We start from the raw sequence: 16,489 nt of genomic DNA, 5'->3' as shown, positions 1-16,489 counted from the left end.
TTGTAGCAAAAAAATATCTGAAAAAGAACTCTATAACATTTTCTTCTTAATCCTGATTGATAGTCTCTTTAAGATAGGCATCGATAAAGCCATCGATATCGCCATCCATCACCTTACTGGTATCGCCTTCTTCATAATTCGTCCGATGGTCTTTGACCATTTGATAGGGGTGGAAAACATAAGAACGAATTTGAGAACCCCAGGCGATCTCAGACTTTTCGCCCCGGATTTCATCAAGTTCTTGGGCGTTCTTTTCTTCTAATAAACGGGCGAGTTTGGCTTGCAGCGTTTTCATAGCGGTTTCCCGGTTCTGTAGTTGAGAACGTTGACTTTGTGAAGAAACCACAATTCCAGTTGGAATATGGGTAATGCGAACGGCTGATGACGTTTTATTAATATGCTGACCTCCAGCACCAGAAGCACGGAAAACATCGATCCGTAAGTCATCATCATTGATTTCTATTTCCGTATTCTGATCAATCTCAGGCATGACTTCTACGGAAGCAAAGGAAGTATGCCGACGCTTGTTGGAGTCAAAGGGAGAAATGCGGACCAAGCGATGGATCCCGTGCTCCGATTTCAATAAGCCATAAGCATTATTGCCTTTAATTTCAAAGGTAGCCGACTTGATCCCCGCTTCATCGCCCGCCTGATAGTTAAAGAGGGTAAAAGTGAAATCATGACTATCCGCCCAGCGTTGATACATCCTTAGCAGCATGCTGGCCCAATCTTGAGACTCAGTTCCTCCCGCTCCAGGATGAATATCCAAGATAGCTGCCGCCTTATCGTGAGGGCCATTGAGTAGCATATGACGCTCATAATCCTCCATCTCTTCCTGGAAGGCGAGCACTTGGTCTTCAAAATCTTGGTAAAGCTCTTGGTCAGCCTCTTCTTCTGTAAGTAAGTCATCATAAGCCTGTAAGTCCTCATAAGTTGACAGCAATTTATGGTAAGTATCATAAACCGCCTTGACTTGATTATTTTCATTGATTACTTCCTGGGCCTGATTCGGGTCATCCCAGAAATCAGGGGCTAGCATGCGGTCTTGGTATTCAGCTAGTTGGGCTTCTAACTCCTCTAAGTCAAAGAGACCTCCCGAAGCTGGTCAATTGTTCTTGGTTTTCTGCTAATAGATGACGTAATTCACTAATTTCCATCGAACTGCTCCTTTATAAAAAATCCTTATTTTTAAATTGAGTAATAAGAAAACAAGGACTGTAAGCCCCACGAGCCCAGTCCTTCTTTCCTAATCGTTAAACGTGTTCCAGTCACACTCTGTTAAACGTGTCCCAAGTGCGAGACGAGCTCCATTTCGCTAAAGGTCTTGCCTGCTAAGGCGCCTGTCGCACTTTCTTCAGTTGAGCTCGGAAGGGTGAGGGGATGTCCTTTCAGAAAAGTTGAACGATCAGCTTTTCTTCCAAGGAGTCCCCTCCCTGATCCTTCCTCACATCCTTTTTAAACTTGTTGTCTTTGTAGGTTTTGACGGATTTCAGAATTCATAAAGATGCGGCTGGCATCGTATTCAATGCCAGAAATCATATCATTGAAGCGTTCATAACCTTCAGTTTGGTATTCCACTAATGGGTTATTTTGCGCATAGGCTCTCAGTCCTACCCCTTGGCGTAATTGATCCATGGCATCAATATGGTCGGTCCAGCGGGTGTCAACCGCCCGCAGAATAACTACCTTTTCAAATTCCAAGATCAGGTCAGGGTTAGCAATATTATCTAACTTTTCTTGGAAGCGTTGGCGGGCTTTATCGGTAATGAATTGCTTAAGCTCGTCTTGAGACTTACCTTGTAAATCACTGAGTTGAATAGCATCTGAGCGTAGGATTTCGGTAGACACTTGGTCATAGAGGGCTTCTAAGTTCCACTCTTTTTCAGTTCCAGCAGTGTACTGCTCTACCATACGCTCAACGGTACGTTCAATCATCGCCCACATGATTTTATCAAGGGATTCTTTTTCATCAATAATTTGTTGGCGTTGGCTATAGATGATTTCCCGTTGTTCACGCATGACTTCGTCGTATTCTAAGACGCTCTTACGGGTATCGTAGTTATTACCTTCTACCCGTTTTTGAGCGGACTCTACTTGGCGAGTCAGCATGGGGTTTTCAATCGAAACATCGTCATCCTCTAATTGGAGGTTTTCCCAGATGGCTTTCACCCGGTCAGAACCAAAGCGGCGCATCAAGTCGTCTTCTAAGGATAAGTAGAAACGGGAGAAGCCTGGGTCTCCTTGCCGACCAGAACGACCCCGTAATTGGTCATCAATCCGACGTGATTCGTGGCGTTCCGTTCCAATAACTGCCAAGCCGCCCAGCTCTTTGACGCCAGGTCCTAATTTAATGTCGGTCCCACGTCCAGCCATGTTGGTAGCAATGGTTACGGCGCCTTCTTGCCCTGCTTGCGCAATGATCTCAGCTTCGCGGGCATGGTTTTTAGCGTTTAGGACATTGTGGGGGATGTTTCGTTCACTGAGCATCCGTGACAGTAATTCTGAAGTTTCCACCGCAACTGTCCCTACCAATACCGGTTGACCTTTTTTGTGGCGACTTTCAATTTCATCAGCTACAGCACGGAATTTGGTCATCAAGTTAGGATAAATCTTATCCAAGGCGTCTTCACGTTGGACTGGACGGTTGGTAGGAATCTGGATAACATCCATGTCATAGATTTCACGAAATTCTTGTTCTTCCGTTTTGGCTGTCCCGGTCATCCCGGCTAATTTGTCATACATCCGGAAGTAATTTTGGAAGGTAATGGTGGCCATGGTTTTGGATTCATTTTGAATCGGCACATTTTCCTTGGCTTCAATCCCTTGGTGGAGGCCATCTGAATAGCGCCGTCCTTCCATAATCCGACCAGTAAAGCCATCCACAATCTTCACTTCATCTTCTTGAACCACGTAGTCAATATCACGTATCATGATGTAGTTAGCCCGTAAGGCCGTATCGATGTGGTGGATGAGGGGACCATTTTCCACATCGTAAAGATTATCTAAGTGAAAAACTGCCTCAGCCTTGTCAACCCCTTGTTCAGTCAGACTAATGGTTTTCGACTCAATATCAATGACATAGTCTTCTTCCTCTTTCAAGGACTTAACGAAATAATCGGCCCGTTGGTAAAGGGCTGTGGATTGTTCAGCTTGACCAGAAATGATCAAAGGCGTCCGGGCTTCATCGATCAAGATGGAGTCTACCTCGTCGACAATGGCGTAATGCAAAGGACGTTGGACCATTTGTTCTTTATAGACCACCATATTGTCACGTAGGTAGTCAAAACCTAATTCATTGTTGGTGGAATAAGTCACATCACAGTGGTAGGCAGCCCGTTTTTCTTCGGCGGTTAGGTCATTGGTATTTAAACCGACTGTTAAACCCAGGAAGCGATAGACTTCTCCCATATCAACCGAGTCACGGCGGGCTAGGTAGTCGTTGACTGTTACCACATGAACCCCTTTACCTTCTAGGGCATTGAGGTAAACTGGCATGGTCTCCGTCAAAGTCTTACCTTCCCCGGTCTTCATCTCAGCAATATTCCCATAATGCAGGGCTAAGCCCCCCACGATTTGGACATGGTAGGGATATAAACCTAAAACCCGTTTAGCTGCTTCCCGAACAGTAGCAAAGGCTTCGACTAAGATATCTTCTAGGGTCTCCCCATAAGCGAGGCGCTCACGGAAAGAGGTGGTTTTTGCCCGTAATTGTTCATCGGAATACTCACTGTATTTATCAGCAAGTGCTTCCACTTTTTTTGCTTGTTTATTAAAACGTTTTAATTCTCTTTTATCGTTATCAAACATTTTTCTTAAAATGTTGGCCATGGAATTCTCCTTAATCTACTCGTATTCCTTGCATAAATAAGGTATCTTTATTATTCTAGCATTTTTTTATAGCTATGAAAACAAGAAAAACTTTCCCCATTGATTGTAACAGAAGCAAGTCCCCTCGGCTAAATGAAATCATTTTTTATATTCTAGCGGCCCCGTTCTTTTCAGCTTCCGCCAGCTAGTCAGAAGAGCTTTCCCTGGTAAACTTAAGTCTTTCCACTCAAAAAAGCTGGATCGAGGTGATCCAGCTTGTCTACGAAAATAATTTCCCTTATTCGTTAACGATGTCTTTTTCGATTTCGATTAAACCATACTTACCGTTATGGCGTTTATAAACTAAGGACACGCTTTCACTTTCAGCATCTTCATAAATAAAGAATGAGTGTCCTAACATTTCCATTTGTAAGACCGCTTCTTCTGCGCTCATTGGTTTTACCGCAATACTCTTGGTACGGACAATTTCAATATTGCTGTCATTGTCATCTTTACTGTCTTCTTGATTGTTTTCAGTAAACATCACGTCAGAAATGCCTTTTTCACGTGATTTGCGGTTAATCCGAGTTTTATATTTCTTCACTTGGCGTTCGAGTTTATCAACCACTAAGTCAATGCTACCGTAAAGGTCTTGGGAGGTTTCTTCAGCCCGTAAGGTTAAACGTGGTAGGGGAACGGTAACTTCTGCTTTAGCCTCTCCGTTTTGGTAGACTTTGGCATTCACATAGACGGTTGTATCCGGAGCGTCTTTAAAGTATTTCTCGATTTTTGAAATCTTATTCTCTGCATAATCACGGATAGCAGGAGTGATTTCAATATTTTCTCCGCGAACATTGTAAGTAAACATAATTACTCATCCTTCCTAAGCCAAACTTCGTCTGGCAGAAGCCCTTAATAAGCTTCTTTCTTACTACTTATATTATATGTTAGATAGCGCTTTAATTCAAGTCATAAGGCAGTTTTCCCTAACGTCCCAGCGTGAGTGAAGTAATTTCTTCTACTCCAAAAGATTCTAAAAAACGGGCCACTTGGTGGATCGTCGCACCGGTTGTATAGACATCGTCAAAGAGAAGAATTTTTTGAGGAAGTGGTCCTTCTGTCAAGCGTTCAATCTGACGTTGGTTAGCTAAGCGCTCTTGGCGGTTCAACTGGGCCTGTTTCTTTTTGGATCCAGCTAGGTGGATTAAGCGTTGGTAGGCAATACCCGCCTGGTCCAAAATGAGCTCACTTTGATGAAAACCGCGCTTTTTAAACTTTGCACTTGAACCAGGAATGGCTAACCAGGTGTATCCGGGATAGTCGCCTTTAATCTTCCTGAGTTCTTTAGTAAATAAGCCGGCCACCCTGACATCGCCCTTACTTTTCAGGGTATGTAGCCAGTCTTTAAAGATAGCATTATAGGCGCAGAGCGAGTAATTACGAAAGTACCAGCCATCCTCCCTTTGCCAGGTCAAACAGTCAGGGCAGTAGTCCCCTTCTTCCCATTCCCGGCTACATTGCTGACAACGCGGCCCCTTTAAATAATGAAAGGCCTCTTGGCAAGTCGGACAGATAATAATAGGCTCCCAGCTCTTCCAGGTAAAGAGTTCTTTTAAGCTAAGCTTTTCTTGAAAGCTTTCTTGACACAATAAGCACTCACTCATCAATCAAGCCCCGCTTCCTAGCTTCTTGATTCAGCCACTGAATCTGCTTGACCGCTTGCAGGCTGTCCTTGGTTTTCCCCTCATGAAGGAAATACACCTGCCCGCTGGCTTGGTCAGGTTTTCGCCCTACCCGTCCAGCAATCTGAACTAAGGAAGAGGTGTTAAAGACCCGGTCCTCACTCCCTAAGACAATGACGTGAATTCCGGGAAAGGTCACGCCCCGCTCTAAAATAGTAGTGGTCAGTAAAAACTGATAATTCTTTTCACGCATGGCGGCTACCTTTTCAATCCGATCGGGGTCTTTAGAGGAAACACTGGTAAAGCTTAACCCCTTAAAATGCTTATGGAGAAGTTTTTCGAGTTCTTCCATCAAGGCGATATGGGGAAGGAAAAGTAAAAAAGATTCGCCCTTCTTCAAAAAAGACTTGATGGTTGCCCCTAATACGCCCGGCAAGCGCCCCTTAGCAATGGCTTGGCGCCAGTCGCCCACCCAGCGGTGCTTGGGAACTGGAAGAGGATGGCGGTGGTAGCGGGCTGGTAGGATAGAAGCGGCTACTTTTTCCTGCTTGATAGCCGCTTGCTGGTCTCTTGAAGGGGTGGCCGTGAGTTCCACCCGCACGCCGGTATCTTTGACGGCTCGCCGACTAGCTGCTTCTAATAAGGGGTCACCATGGTAGGGGAAGGCATCGACTTCATCAACAATTAAAAGATCAAAGGCCTGGTAAAAGCGCAGTAACTGGTGGGTCGAAGCAATAGTCAAGGGGCTGAGGCGGTAGGGATGGTCTACCTTGCCGTGGAGAAGGAGAATATCAATATCCGGAAAGGCAGCTTGAAAGCGGGGGAATAACTCATTACAGACATCGACCCGAGGCGTAGCCAAGGCGATGCGCTGACCCTGGCGGAGGGCATAGTCCACTAAGGGAAAAATCATCTCTGTTTTTCCTGCTCCAGTGACCGCCCAAACCAAATGATCCCGTCCCGCTTGATAGGAAGTCAGTAATTGTTTAGCACACTGCTCTTGCTGGAGCGATAGGGTCCCGGGCCATTCTAGGTAAGTTTGCTCCCGACATAAGTCTTTAAAGTAAAAGTGAGGGTCTAAGTCATAATAAAGCCGGTCACAGGTTCTTAATTTGGCAAAGGCCAGGCAATTTAAACAATAAAAGCACGGGCCGTCACAAATGCAAGGATTAGGCTGAAAGGCCAAATGGTTAAAACAACGTTGGCAAATTAATTGCTTTCCCTCAGCTTTAATTGCTGGAAGACTAGGAATACTGCTTAAATCAAGGTCATCTGGCAGTTCATTCGCTGCCAGCAGCCGTCCTAAAAGTAAGTCTTGCACGCTTATTCATCCTCTCTTCATCACCTGACTAAACTATTCATCCGTAATTAACGACCAAATTCACCCTCTCAATTGACGAATAAAAGGAGACTTTTGAAGTTTAGACCTGCTTTAGTTACAATAAGGAGAAAATAAACAGAAACGAGCTGAGCCATCAATGATTGAATACCGTACCATTAAATGTGCTGGTGAACATGAAATAGAAATCAAAAAATCACGCTTTATTTGTCGGATTCAGCGTGCCTACACGAAGGAAGAAGCCGACGCTTTTGTTGAAGAGGTGAGAAAAGAGCATTATAAGGCCACCCACAACTGTGTCGCCTACCAAATCGGTGAGCGTAATGAAATTCAAAGGGCCCTCGATGATGGTGAACCCAGCGGAACAGCTGGAGTGCCTATGCTGGAAGTCCTAAAAAATATGGATTTAAAAAACGTTGCCTGTGTGGTTACCCGGTATTTTGGGGGCACCAAATTGGGAGCTGGCGGTTTAGTCCGTGCCTATAGCGGTGCCGTTTCCGAAGCCGTCCACCAGATTGGTGTGGTTGAACGCCGCTTGCAAACCCAAGTCGATGTGACTATCGATTATTCCCTCAATGGTAGCATGGCTTACTGGGTGGAAAACTCCCCCTATTCTCTCTTAGATACCTCCTACTTAGAAAAAGTGACCTATCACTTAGGCGTCCCGAGTCAAGAAGTGGACAAGGTCCAAGAAGAACTCACCAACCTCACTGCTGCCCAAGCCAGTTTTCAGATTGGTGAAGAAGTCTATGTCGATGTGCCTGTCCCGGTCGATACTGATCAATAAAGAAATAAGCCTGATCTTACCCCAAGGGGTGAAATCAGGCTTATTTGTTGTCAGTTTTTAGCTAGCTAATAAAAATCTTCGTTCAAAAAACACCCAGCCGCTAAAATATGGTGACCCCAATAAGTTGGACTTTATATATAGTGAGTTGGCCTTTGGCCAGCTCTTTTTTGTTGCTTACAGTTCTTGCTTATTTCTTGCCGACACATTTACTCAGAAATTTAAACTTGTCAAGAGGAAGAGCGTAGCGGCTCTTGATAAGTTTAAAGTTTATGTGTAATCATTAAGCGGCGAAAGAAGCGTGATGAAGACGAAATTCTATAGGACTCCTAAAATCTAATTTTTCTTTGATTCTTTCACCATTGTAATAGATTATAAAATCTTCAATCGCTTGTGCTAATTCTTCAAAGGAATGATAAGTCCGACCATAGTAGACTTCTTGTTTTAGTAGACTAAAGAAATTCTCCATTGGCGAATTATCTAAGCAATTTCCTTTACGAGACATACTTTGAAAAATTCGGTGATCCTTCAAGAGCCGGGTGTAACTTTTCATTTGATAGGCCCAGCCCTGATCAGAATGAAAGGTTCTTCTGTATGGACATAATTTACTTGCTTCAATGGCAGCTTGTAGCCCCTCCAACATGCTTTGTCCATTAGGCTGATGTGTTATCTTAAAAGAAATAATTTCTCGATTAAATAGATCCATGTAAGGATCTAAATAGAGTTTTCCAGTTTGATAATTCCCAGAATCATCGGCATAGTAGTATTTAAATTCTGTTGTGTCTGTTGTTATTTTTTGATAAGGAATGGTCGAATCAAACCGCCGGTTGATACGATTTGGCGCTATCTCTCCAATCGTTCCTTTGTAGGAATTATATTTTCTTGTCTTTCTAGTATAGCTAGTGACCTGTATCCCCATAATTTTCATTAGGCGTTGAACTTTGTTTTTACTGACCTTATAACCACGGGAAAGCAGTTCAGCTCGCATTCTTCGATAACCATAATCCTTATGGGTTTCTCTGATGTCTTTCATTTCCTCTTTTAAATCGGCATCCTTATCAATTTCCTCATCTTTATTTTTCCAATAAAAGTAGGTCGATTTAGGAAACTTTAAAACGCTAAGAATATCTTTTAAAGCATATTTTTCATCATGGAGACGTGTGATTTCGGTCACTATTTCTTCTTTTCTCGCTTGACTCTTTGAGCCACACGTCTCCTCAATCCTTTTAAAAATTTGTTCTCAATTTCTAAATCCGTAATCCGTTGTTCAAGTTCCTTTATTTTTGCTTCACTTAACTGATTGGTTTCGCTGCTATCCTTTATTTGATTGATTTGTGATTTCTTTTTAGACACTTTAGGTGGCCTTCCTTTCCTCGCGGAAAGGCCATCAAGTCCTCTTTCATGATAAGCTCTTCGCCAATTAGCGATTAGACTTGGATTATTCATGTTTAATGAATTGGCCAATTCGCGATAACTCATTTCCGTACTTTCATACAATTCTATCGCATTTAATTTGAATTCAACAGTATAAACCTGTTGAGTCCGCCTTTTCTTTAAACCATCTACACCAAATTCATAATAGTTATTAACCCACCTTCGTAAAATAGAAGGATCTATTCCTGCTTTATTAGCTAAGGTTCGATAACTTCCTTTTTTCGCAATATAGTCTCCTACTAAATTCAGTTTAAATTCTAATGAATATTTAGACATAAAAATAACCCCCAAAAGTTGAATTCTTAGTCCAACTTTTGGGGGTCACTACAAAAAGCTGGGTGTTTATCTTCCAATAAGTTTTAGTGGAGCTGCTTGGTTAAGGCAGCTAATTTTTCTGAGGCTGTCTTTCCTTCATCTTTTAAGACCTCTTTTTCAGACAAGATAAAGGAGCCCCCCACTGCCAATACGGCGTCATTGGCTAAATAGTCGGTGAAGTTGTCACTATTGACCCCGCCAGTGGGTATGAATTGGATATCAAAGAAAGGTCCTGCTAAAGACTTAATCGCTGACATCCCCCCATAGACATTGGCTGGGAAGAATTTCACCACGTCAAGGCCTAAGTCCATGGCTTGCATGATTTCACTTGGAGTAACTGCTCCGGGGAAAACAGGAATATCTTCTTTCAAACAATAGTTGACCACTTCAGTCGATAAACCTGGACTGACAATAAATTGCGCGCCATGGTCAATGGCGTCCTTGGCGGTATCCAAGTCACGGACTGTGCCTGCTCCCACAACTAATTTGCCTCTATCCGCCAATTGCTGAATGGCTTGAGAAGCCAGGTCACTGCGGTAGGTCACTTCGATAAAGGATAAGTTATTTTCGCTTAGAACCGCCTCAGCTAAGGCTACCGACCCTAAGTCATTGACCGTGTATAAGGGTAAGAGTTGCTCTTTGCCCAATCGTTCTTTAAAAGTTTCTGCCATACCTAATGTCCTCCACTCATTGAAATTACGCTGCTTATTATTATTCAGTCTAACACGATTACTAGGATTTGCTAGAAAAAAGCCCCGGGCTGCTTTATATTTCCTTGAAAACAAAAAAGCCCTTACAGGTTTTGGGTAAGCATTGTAAGGGACTCACAAGGTTATTATAGCAGCTTGTTAACGCTTTCGCAAGCGATTTCATCACCTTATCAGTCATTTTAGAACTTTTATAAAGAAGACCACTATATACAAAAGCTTAATTAAATTTTAAAAATAATTAGGCTGAGCCATCCAGGCAGTCTCAAGCTTAGTCAAATAGGTCAAAGATCCCAGGCAAATTTCTTCCTTGGCCTTCTCAATATCCTATGATAGAATACTTTTCGGACACAAGATATAGTGTTTACACTTATTTTTATAAGAAAACAGCACAATATATAGTTAGAGAGTAGGGATTACAATAGTGATAGTTTTTGCTGGAACCATCGGCGCAGGAAAATCGACCTATGCCGGAAAATTAGCTGAATATTTAGGCACAAAAGTATTTTACGAACCTGTCGAGGAAAACCCCATCCTTGATAAATATTACCAAGACCCCAAGAAATATGCCTTTTCCTTACAGATTTACTTTTTAAACCAACGCTTTAAAAATATTAAGGCAGCCTTTTTCGATAATAATAACGTTTTGGACCGTAGTATTTACGAAGACGAACTTTTCACCTATTTGAATGTCTTAAACGGGAATATCTCTGAAGAAGAGTTTGACATCTACCGTGACTTACTAGCCAATATGATGGAAGAATTAGACAGCTTACCTAAAAAGGCTCCTGACCTCCTAGTCTTTTTAGATAGTTCCCTAGACAACGCTGTCAAAAACATCAAAAAACGGGGCCGGGTTTATGAACAACCAAGTTCTGATAACGGCCTTTACGACTATTACCGTCAACTCCACAGCCACTATGGTCAATGGTATGCAGACTATGACCAATCACCTAAAATGCGGCTAAATGTGGATAATTATGACATTCATCGCCCCCAAGATGCCCAAATCATTTTCGATAGCATTGACACTTACTTAGAAAAAATTCAATAGAAAAACGAGGAAAATATATGCAAGAACAAAACAAAGCCACTAAGACCCTGTCCTTAAAAGAATGTATTCACCGCGCCTTAAAACCACTCAACAAGGTAGAATTAGCTATCATCGCTTTTGGTTTTATCGTCTCCTTGGGATTTAATTTATATGGAATTATTACCAGTTTAACCAGCCAAGAATTTGACCTTAACATCCTTATGTCTCTAGGGATGAGTATCTTTGGATTTTTAGGCACTTGGACCTTAGCCATTCAATGGCAACCTACTTTTATTGTCAACGGGATTCAAAACATCTTCGGGATTGCCGCTGCCGCTATCCTAGGAATTTACGGAGATATGTTTTCATCTATTTACTATCTCATCACCGAATTTGTTGGCCACTTCAGTTGGGCTAAACGTCGTGACGAAAATGGTGACCTCCATGTGGACCAATACTTTAATTTAAAAATAATTTGCCAAGCGGTCTTCTTCTGGACCATTGGTTTGGGGGCTTTCTCCTATGTATTAGGTGGCCAACAAATTGTCTTAGACGCCATCACTAATGGGATTTCCTTTACTGCCCAACAACGCCAAGTGACTGGTCACAAGGACGGTTACTATCTCTGGTTAATTAACGATGTCCTTTCAGTAATTCTTTGGTTACAAGCAGGTAACCTGATCGTTGGTTTCTCCTACCTAGGCATGTTAGCTCAAGGGATTGCTGGTTTAATTATCTGGTCTAAAGGTAAGAGCTCTGCCTTAGAATACGAAAACGAATGCACCGACTAAAGACTTGTCGCTTCCATCTTCAACAACATAATAAATAAAAAGTGCAGCAAGCACAGAAGGATCACTGAGAAGTTCTAATCGCTCCTACTTCTCAAGCAAAGTCCTTAGGCTTGCTGCATTTTTTGTTTCAATCATGTCACTAACTGCTTATTCAGAATCAGCCACTTCTAAGTGCCAAATATCCTCATTATATTCCAAAATCGTACGGTCACTGGAGAAGTAGCCCGCTTCTGAAATATTAACTAAGACCTTATCCAACCAAGCCTCTTGGTCCTCATAGTCTTGGTACATCTTATCTTTAAGCGTGATATATTCTTCTAAGTCAATCATCGCCATGAAGTAGTCCTTGTTCTTGATATCTTCATAGAGACGCCGTAATTGACTTTCGTGGCCTAGGCGAATCATCTCCGCACTCACAATGAAGTCAACCAAGGGTTTAATGGCGGGACGATTATAGTAATCTTGCGGATTATAGCCATTATTCGCATAGAGGTCAATGATCTCATCACTAGACTTACCAAAGGTGTAGATGTTGTCTTCCCCTACCCGCTCAGCAATTTCCACATTCGCCCCATCCAAGGTACAAATGGTTAAGGCACCATTGAGCATAAATTTCATATTACCAGTTCCACTCGCCTCTTTTGAGGCTAAGGAAATTTGTTCAGAAATATCAGCCGCCGGAATGAGGTATTCTGCTTCGGTGACATTATAGTTGGAGACAAACTCAACCTGTAAATAAGGGGCCACTTCAGGATCTTCCTTAATCAGCGCCGACAAGGTAAGAATTAAGTGGATAATATCTTGGGCAATGGTATAGGCTGGAGCGGCCTTGCCGCCAAAAAGAATGGTGATTGGGGTTTGCGGGTAGTTGCCGTTCTTGATATCAAAATATTTGTAGATAATATAAAGGGCCAACATTTGTTGACGTTTATACTCATGGATCCGTTTAATTTGAACATCAATAATTGAATCTGGCTTAATCTCGATCCGTTTACTTGCCTTTAAATGTTCCGCTAAACGGTCTTTATTAGCCTGCTTAATTTGAGCTAGTTGATCCATGAAATCCTTATTGTCCTTTTCTTTGCTTAAATCGTTAAGATCTGAAATCCCTTGATGCCATTGGTCACCAATGCTTTGGTCAATTAAATGAGCCAAACGCGGATTGGCAGCCATTATCCATCGTCTAAAAGTAATCCCATTAGTCTTATTGGAGAATTTTTCTGGGTAAATATCAGCAAAGGCCTTGAGCTCACTATTCACCAAGATATCCGAATGCAAGCGGGCTACGCCGTTAGTTGAAAAGCCGAAATGGATGGCAATGCTGGCCATATGGACCGTGTTGGAACCATCGATAATCTCAACCGCATGATTATCTGGAAACTCTTCCTTAATCTGACGGTCTAAGCGGCAAATAATATTAGCAATTTCCGGTTGAACGGCTTCAATATCTCCCAATGGCCATTTTTCCAAGGCCTCACTTAAAATAGTATGGTTAGTAAAGGCTACCACCTGACGGACAACTGCCACCGCCTCTTCAAAAGTAAAGTCGTGGTCTTCAGTTAAAAGTCGGATCAATTCAGGAATGATGAAGGTAGGGTGGGTATCATTAATCTGGATGACCGCATAGTCAGCTAAATCATGGAGGTTGGACCCACGATCCAAGGCTTCACGAATAATCAATTGGGCAGCATTAGAGACCATAAAGTATTGTTGATAGATTCTTAGCATCCGCCCAGCATGGTCAGAGTCATCAGGATAGAGGAAAAGGGTCAGGTTTTCAGGAATATTTTTCTTATCAAACTGGATAGTCCCCCATTGGATTAAATCAGAATTCACCGTGTCCAGGTCAAATAAGCGGAGACGGTTACGTTTCCCTTTTTTAAAGCCGATAATATCAATCTCATATAAGGTGGAAGCGACTGGCCCATTTTTAAAGGGAACAGTAAAAGTAGTCTCGGTGCGGTTTAACCAAGTTCTCCCCCCTAACCAATCATCAGGCTTGGCCGTTTGTTGGTTATTATCAAAAAACTGACGGAAGAGACCAAAATGGTAATTTAAACCGATTCCGTCCCCGTTCATGCCTAAGCTGGCAATAGAATCTAAGAAGCAAGAAGCCAAGCGTCCCAACCCTCCATTACCGAGTGAAGGTTCTTTTTCTGCTTGTTCCACTTCCGTTAGGGATCGGCCGTGAGCCTGTAATTCTTCTTCAACTTGGTCATAAATTCCTAAGTTTAAGAGATTATTGACCAGTAATTTACCCATTAAGAATTCTGCTGATATATAATAAAGTTTTTTCTTACTGTGATTAGTGGCTAAACCTTTGCTTTTATCTTTGATTAAATCGAGTAATAAATAATAAAGTTCCTGGTCACTAATATCTTCTATGGACTTATGAAATTGATTTTTTGCCATAGCTGCCATTGTATTCATAGGTGGATCCTTTCTCGTACTTGGATAATAACAACTAAAAAGTTGTATCCACTTTAAAAAAATTAAGTAATATACTATTAAAATAGCTGATTTCATCTCATTGAGCAAGCGTTTTCTATTTTCCCCTGAGATAAAAACAAGAGTTAACCACTTAAAATATAAAACGACTGGTCTTTAGTTAGTAGAAGAAGCTTGTTTGAGTTAATAAAAAAGAGGGCCTCTGCCCTCTTAGATAATAATCCATAAGTATGTTTTATCTATGATTTTTTAAAAGATTTTAATAAACAGTTTTAAGCAGTAGTGGCGCTTTGAAATTAGGTCGTTAGCCATGACCAAGCAAGCAATGTGAATTACGGCTAGTTGGCGCTAGCCTTACTAGCCGTTTGAAGCTCGCTAGGTGAGGGACCTTGGCCCGAACCGATGCCATGGCTCTATAACGACTAAATTTCAAAAGCAGAACGAATGCTCATTACACTAATTATATATTAAGGAATCCTATTAGTATGCGCGGGCAAACCAAACGGTGTGTTTTGCGGGTTTTCCGCTAACCAGGTCGACGGTTTTTTCTACTGCTGGCTCAAATGGAATATTCCGGGTAGTAAAGCCGGTTTCTTCTTTGACCTTGGCTTCTGTTTCTTCCGTGCCATCCCAGCCAGCAAGGACCCAGCCTGGGTATTCTCCCTTTTCTTCACAAGACTTGATATGTGCCTTTAATTGGTCCAGGGTGTCGATGTCGAAATGTTCATGGTCATGACGGAATTGATCTGCCTTGTCATAGAGACGTTTTTGCATGGTTTCCATTTCACTGGCAACCTTGTCGAGTAAGTCATCTAAGTTAACCGCTTCTTTGTCCTCTAAGTCACGCATCTTAATCATGCATTGGCCATTTTCCATATCCCGTGGACCAAATTCAATCCGTAGGGGGACCCCTTTCACTTCAGCTTCATTGTACTTGTAACCAGCCGAATTATTAGAATCATCTAAATAAGTTGAATAGCCGGCTGCTTGTAGGTCCTTTTCAATGGCTTCTAGGCGAGTAAGGACTTCAGGGTTCTTCTTCACATTGCCAACTGGAATCAAAGCAATTTGAATGGGTGCCATTTTTGGTGGGAAGACAACTCCCTTTTCGTCACCATGGACCATAATCATGGTCCCGATCAAGCGGGTCGAGGCGCCCCAAGAACTGGTATGGGCATAAACGTGTTGGTTTTCGGTATTAAGATACTTAATATCAAAGGCTTCTGCAAAATTGGTCCCTAAGTAGTGTGAGGTCCCTGCTTGAACAGATTTGGTGTCTTTCACCATGGCCTCGATCGAATAGGTATCCACCCCGCCAGCAAATTTTTCCGAAGGGGTTTTTTGACCAGCATAAACGGGTAAGGCTAATAAGTCTTCGACGGTTTCTTGATATACCTTTAGGAAGTGCATGGTCCGTTTCCGGGCTTCTTCTTCAGTAGCGTAAGCACAGTGGCCTTCTTGCCAGAGAAATTCAGAGGTTCTTAAAAATGGTAGAGTCCGTTTCTCCCAACGGAAAACATTGGCCCATTGGTTAAGTTCCATAGGTAAATCACGGTAAGAGTTAATCCAGTCAGACATGGCATTACCAAAGAGGGTTTCTGAGGTAGGACGAAGGGCAACTGGTTCCTCTAATTCTTCGTCACCCGCCCGAGTTACCCAGGGTAATTCAGGGGCAAAGCCCTCAACATGGTCAGCTTCTTTCTTGAAGAAGGACTCGGGAATTAACATGGGGAAGTAGCAATTCTTTACTCCTGATGCTTTAAATTTCTTATCAAATTCGGTCTTAATTTTTTCCCATAAGGCATAGCCATTAGGTTTAAAGACCATGGTTCCACGAACAGGACCATAGGCAAATAAATCAGCCTTTTGAATACTTTGTAAATACCACTTAGAAAAATCATTTTCTTGTAAATGACTTGTTGTTTCTTTTGCCATTGTAATCTCCTTTTCCACTTTATCCGATAAAAAAGCGAGTCCACCATCCCCTAAAAGGACGATATGACTCGCGGTACCACCTTTATTAAGCTTTTGCTTATCTCATTGGACGATAAGGGTGTCTCCCCTGCAAATGCTTGCACTTGCTAAGTTTTACTTAGTATTTTAGTAGGTTCAATTGTGAGCGGGGTAGTTTTTTCAGCAGCCAAACTCT

12 protein-coding genes are annotated in these 16,489 nt (G+C 42.3%); 3 read left to right on the top strand and 9 right to left on the bottom strand.

The window, feature by feature from the left end:
- Positions 1 to 46: 46 nt before the first annotated feature.
- The 5 genes from prfB to DBT49_RS01270 all read right to left on the bottom strand — a co-directional run bounded on the left by prfB (position 47) and on the right by DBT49_RS01270 (position 6,810).
- Positions 47 to 1,157, bottom strand: a protein-coding gene (gene prfB / locus DBT49_RS01290) for a peptide chain release factor 2 (RefSeq protein ID WP_101560485.1) whose coding sequence is annotated in 2 segments (ribosomal slippage) — positions 47 to 1,084 and positions 1,086 to 1,157 — 1,110 coding nt in all. Because the reading frame shifts where the segments join, the coding sequence is not laid out codon by codon here.
- Between the two features lie 298 nt (positions 1,158 to 1,455).
- Positions 1,456 to 3,828, bottom strand: coding sequence for a preprotein translocase subunit SecA (secA, locus tag DBT49_RS01285; protein WP_070559532.1), 2,373 nt, complete (start codon positions 3,826 to 3,828; stop codon positions 1,456 to 1,458).
- Between the two features lie 277 nt (positions 3,829 to 4,105).
- Positions 4,106 to 4,675, bottom strand: a complete 570-nt coding sequence (gene hpf, locus DBT49_RS01280; RefSeq protein WP_013668810.1) for a ribosome hibernation-promoting factor, HPF/YfiA family — start codon at positions 4,673 to 4,675, stop codon at positions 4,106 to 4,108.
- A 118-nt stretch (positions 4,676 to 4,793) separates the two neighbouring features.
- A complete protein-coding gene (locus tag DBT49_RS01275) occupies positions 4,794 to 5,471 on the bottom strand; it encodes a ComF family protein (protein ID WP_070559533.1) in 678 nt (225 codons plus the stop codon).
- Complete coding sequence (locus DBT49_RS01270; protein WP_101560486.1) at positions 5,464 to 6,810, bottom strand: DEAD/DEAH box helicase; 1,347 nt, start codon at positions 6,808 to 6,810, stop codon at positions 5,464 to 5,466. The genes DBT49_RS01275 and DBT49_RS01270 overlap by 8 nt, the downstream gene beginning before the upstream one ends.
- Positions 6,811 to 6,967: 157 nt before the next feature.
- Between DBT49_RS01270 and DBT49_RS01265 the strand changes: the two genes are divergently transcribed.
- Positions 6,968 to 7,615, top strand: coding sequence for a YigZ family protein (locus tag DBT49_RS01265; RefSeq protein ID WP_070559535.1), 648 nt, complete (start codon positions 6,968 to 6,970; stop codon positions 7,613 to 7,615).
- Positions 7,616 to 7,895: 280 nt separating this feature from the next.
- Here DBT49_RS01265 and DBT49_RS01260 read toward each other — a convergent pair.
- Together DBT49_RS01260 and DBT49_RS01255 are read right to left on the bottom strand one after the other, a co-directional pair.
- Positions 7,896 to 9,322 (bottom strand): IS3 family transposase gene (locus DBT49_RS01260; protein WP_101560582.1). Its coding sequence is split into 2 segments (ribosomal slippage): positions 7,896 to 8,812 and positions 8,812 to 9,322, totalling 1,428 coding nucleotides; the frame shifts between segments, so codons are not numbered across the junction.
- Positions 9,323 to 9,405: 83 nt separating this feature from the next.
- A complete protein-coding gene (locus DBT49_RS01255) occupies positions 9,406 to 10,032 on the bottom strand; it encodes a bifunctional 4-hydroxy-2-oxoglutarate aldolase/2-dehydro-3-deoxy-phosphogluconate aldolase (protein WP_070559536.1) in 627 nt (208 codons plus the stop codon).
- A gap of 460 nt (positions 10,033 to 10,492) precedes the next feature.
- On the opposite strand from DBT49_RS01255, the gene DBT49_RS01250 reads away from it, so the two are divergent.
- On the top strand, positions 10,493 to 11,122 hold the full coding sequence (locus DBT49_RS01250; RefSeq protein WP_070559537.1) for a deoxynucleoside kinase: 630 nt from the start codon (positions 10,493 to 10,495) through the stop codon (positions 11,120 to 11,122).
- Positions 11,123 to 11,139: 17 nt separating this feature from the next.
- Positions 11,140 to 11,892: a nicotinamide riboside transporter PnuC gene (gene pnuC, locus DBT49_RS01245; protein WP_070559538.1), complete on the top strand. Its 753-nt coding sequence runs from the start codon at positions 11,140 to 11,142 to the stop codon at positions 11,890 to 11,892.
- Positions 11,893 to 12,039: 147 nt separating this feature from the next.
- Here the strand turns inward: pnuC and DBT49_RS01240 are convergent, their stop codons facing one another.
- Together DBT49_RS01240 and proS are read right to left on the bottom strand one after the other, a co-directional pair.
- The gene (locus tag DBT49_RS01240; RefSeq protein WP_070559539.1) at positions 12,040 to 14,322 is read right to left on the bottom strand and encodes a glycogen/starch/alpha-glucan phosphorylase; all 2,283 of its coding nucleotides are present in this window, start codon (positions 14,320 to 14,322) and stop codon (positions 12,040 to 12,042) included.
- Positions 14,323 to 14,820: 498 nt separating this feature from the next.
- Positions 14,821 to 16,275, bottom strand: coding sequence for a proline--tRNA ligase (gene proS, locus DBT49_RS01235; protein ID WP_070559540.1), 1,455 nt, complete (start codon positions 16,273 to 16,275; stop codon positions 14,821 to 14,823).
- Positions 16,276 to 16,489: the final 214 nt, after the last annotated feature.

This window comes from Aerococcus mictus (assembly GCF_003286595.3).
GTDB lineage: Bacteria > Bacillota > Bacilli > Lactobacillales > Aerococcaceae > Aerococcus > Aerococcus mictus.
The sequence above is the reverse complement of the archived record's forward strand: the minus strand, read 5'-3'. Positions and strand labels throughout refer to the sequence as shown.

What these genes read in the sequence shown, in the direction of transcription:
- secA (WP_070559532.1), bottom strand. Translation starts at nt 3,828, where the DNA reads ATGGCCAACATTTTAAGAAAAATGTTTGATAACGATAAAAGAGAATTA.
- hpf (WP_013668810.1), bottom strand. Translation starts at nt 4,675, where the DNA reads ATGTTTACTTACAATGTTCGCGGAGAAAATATTGAAATCACTCCTGCT.
- DBT49_RS01275 (WP_070559533.1), bottom strand. Translation starts at nt 5,471, where the DNA reads ATGAGTGAGTGCTTATTGTGTCAAGAAAGCTTTCAAGAAAAGCTTAGC.
- DBT49_RS01265 (WP_070559535.1), top strand. Translation starts at nt 6,968, where the DNA reads ATGATTGAATACCGTACCATTAAATGTGCTGGTGAACATGAAATAGAA.
- DBT49_RS01255 (WP_070559536.1), bottom strand. Translation starts at nt 10,032, where the DNA reads ATGGCAGAAACTTTTAAAGAACGATTGGGCAAAGAGCAACTCTTACCC.
- pnuC (WP_070559538.1), top strand. Translation starts at nt 11,140, where the DNA reads ATGCAAGAACAAAACAAAGCCACTAAGACCCTGTCCTTAAAAGAATGT.
- DBT49_RS01240 (WP_070559539.1), bottom strand. Translation starts at nt 14,322, where the DNA reads ATGAATACAATGGCAGCTATGGCAAAAAATCAATTTCATAAGTCCATA.
- proS (WP_070559540.1), bottom strand. Translation starts at nt 16,275, where the DNA reads ATGGCAAAAGAAACAACAAGTCATTTACAAGAAAATGATTTTTCTAAG.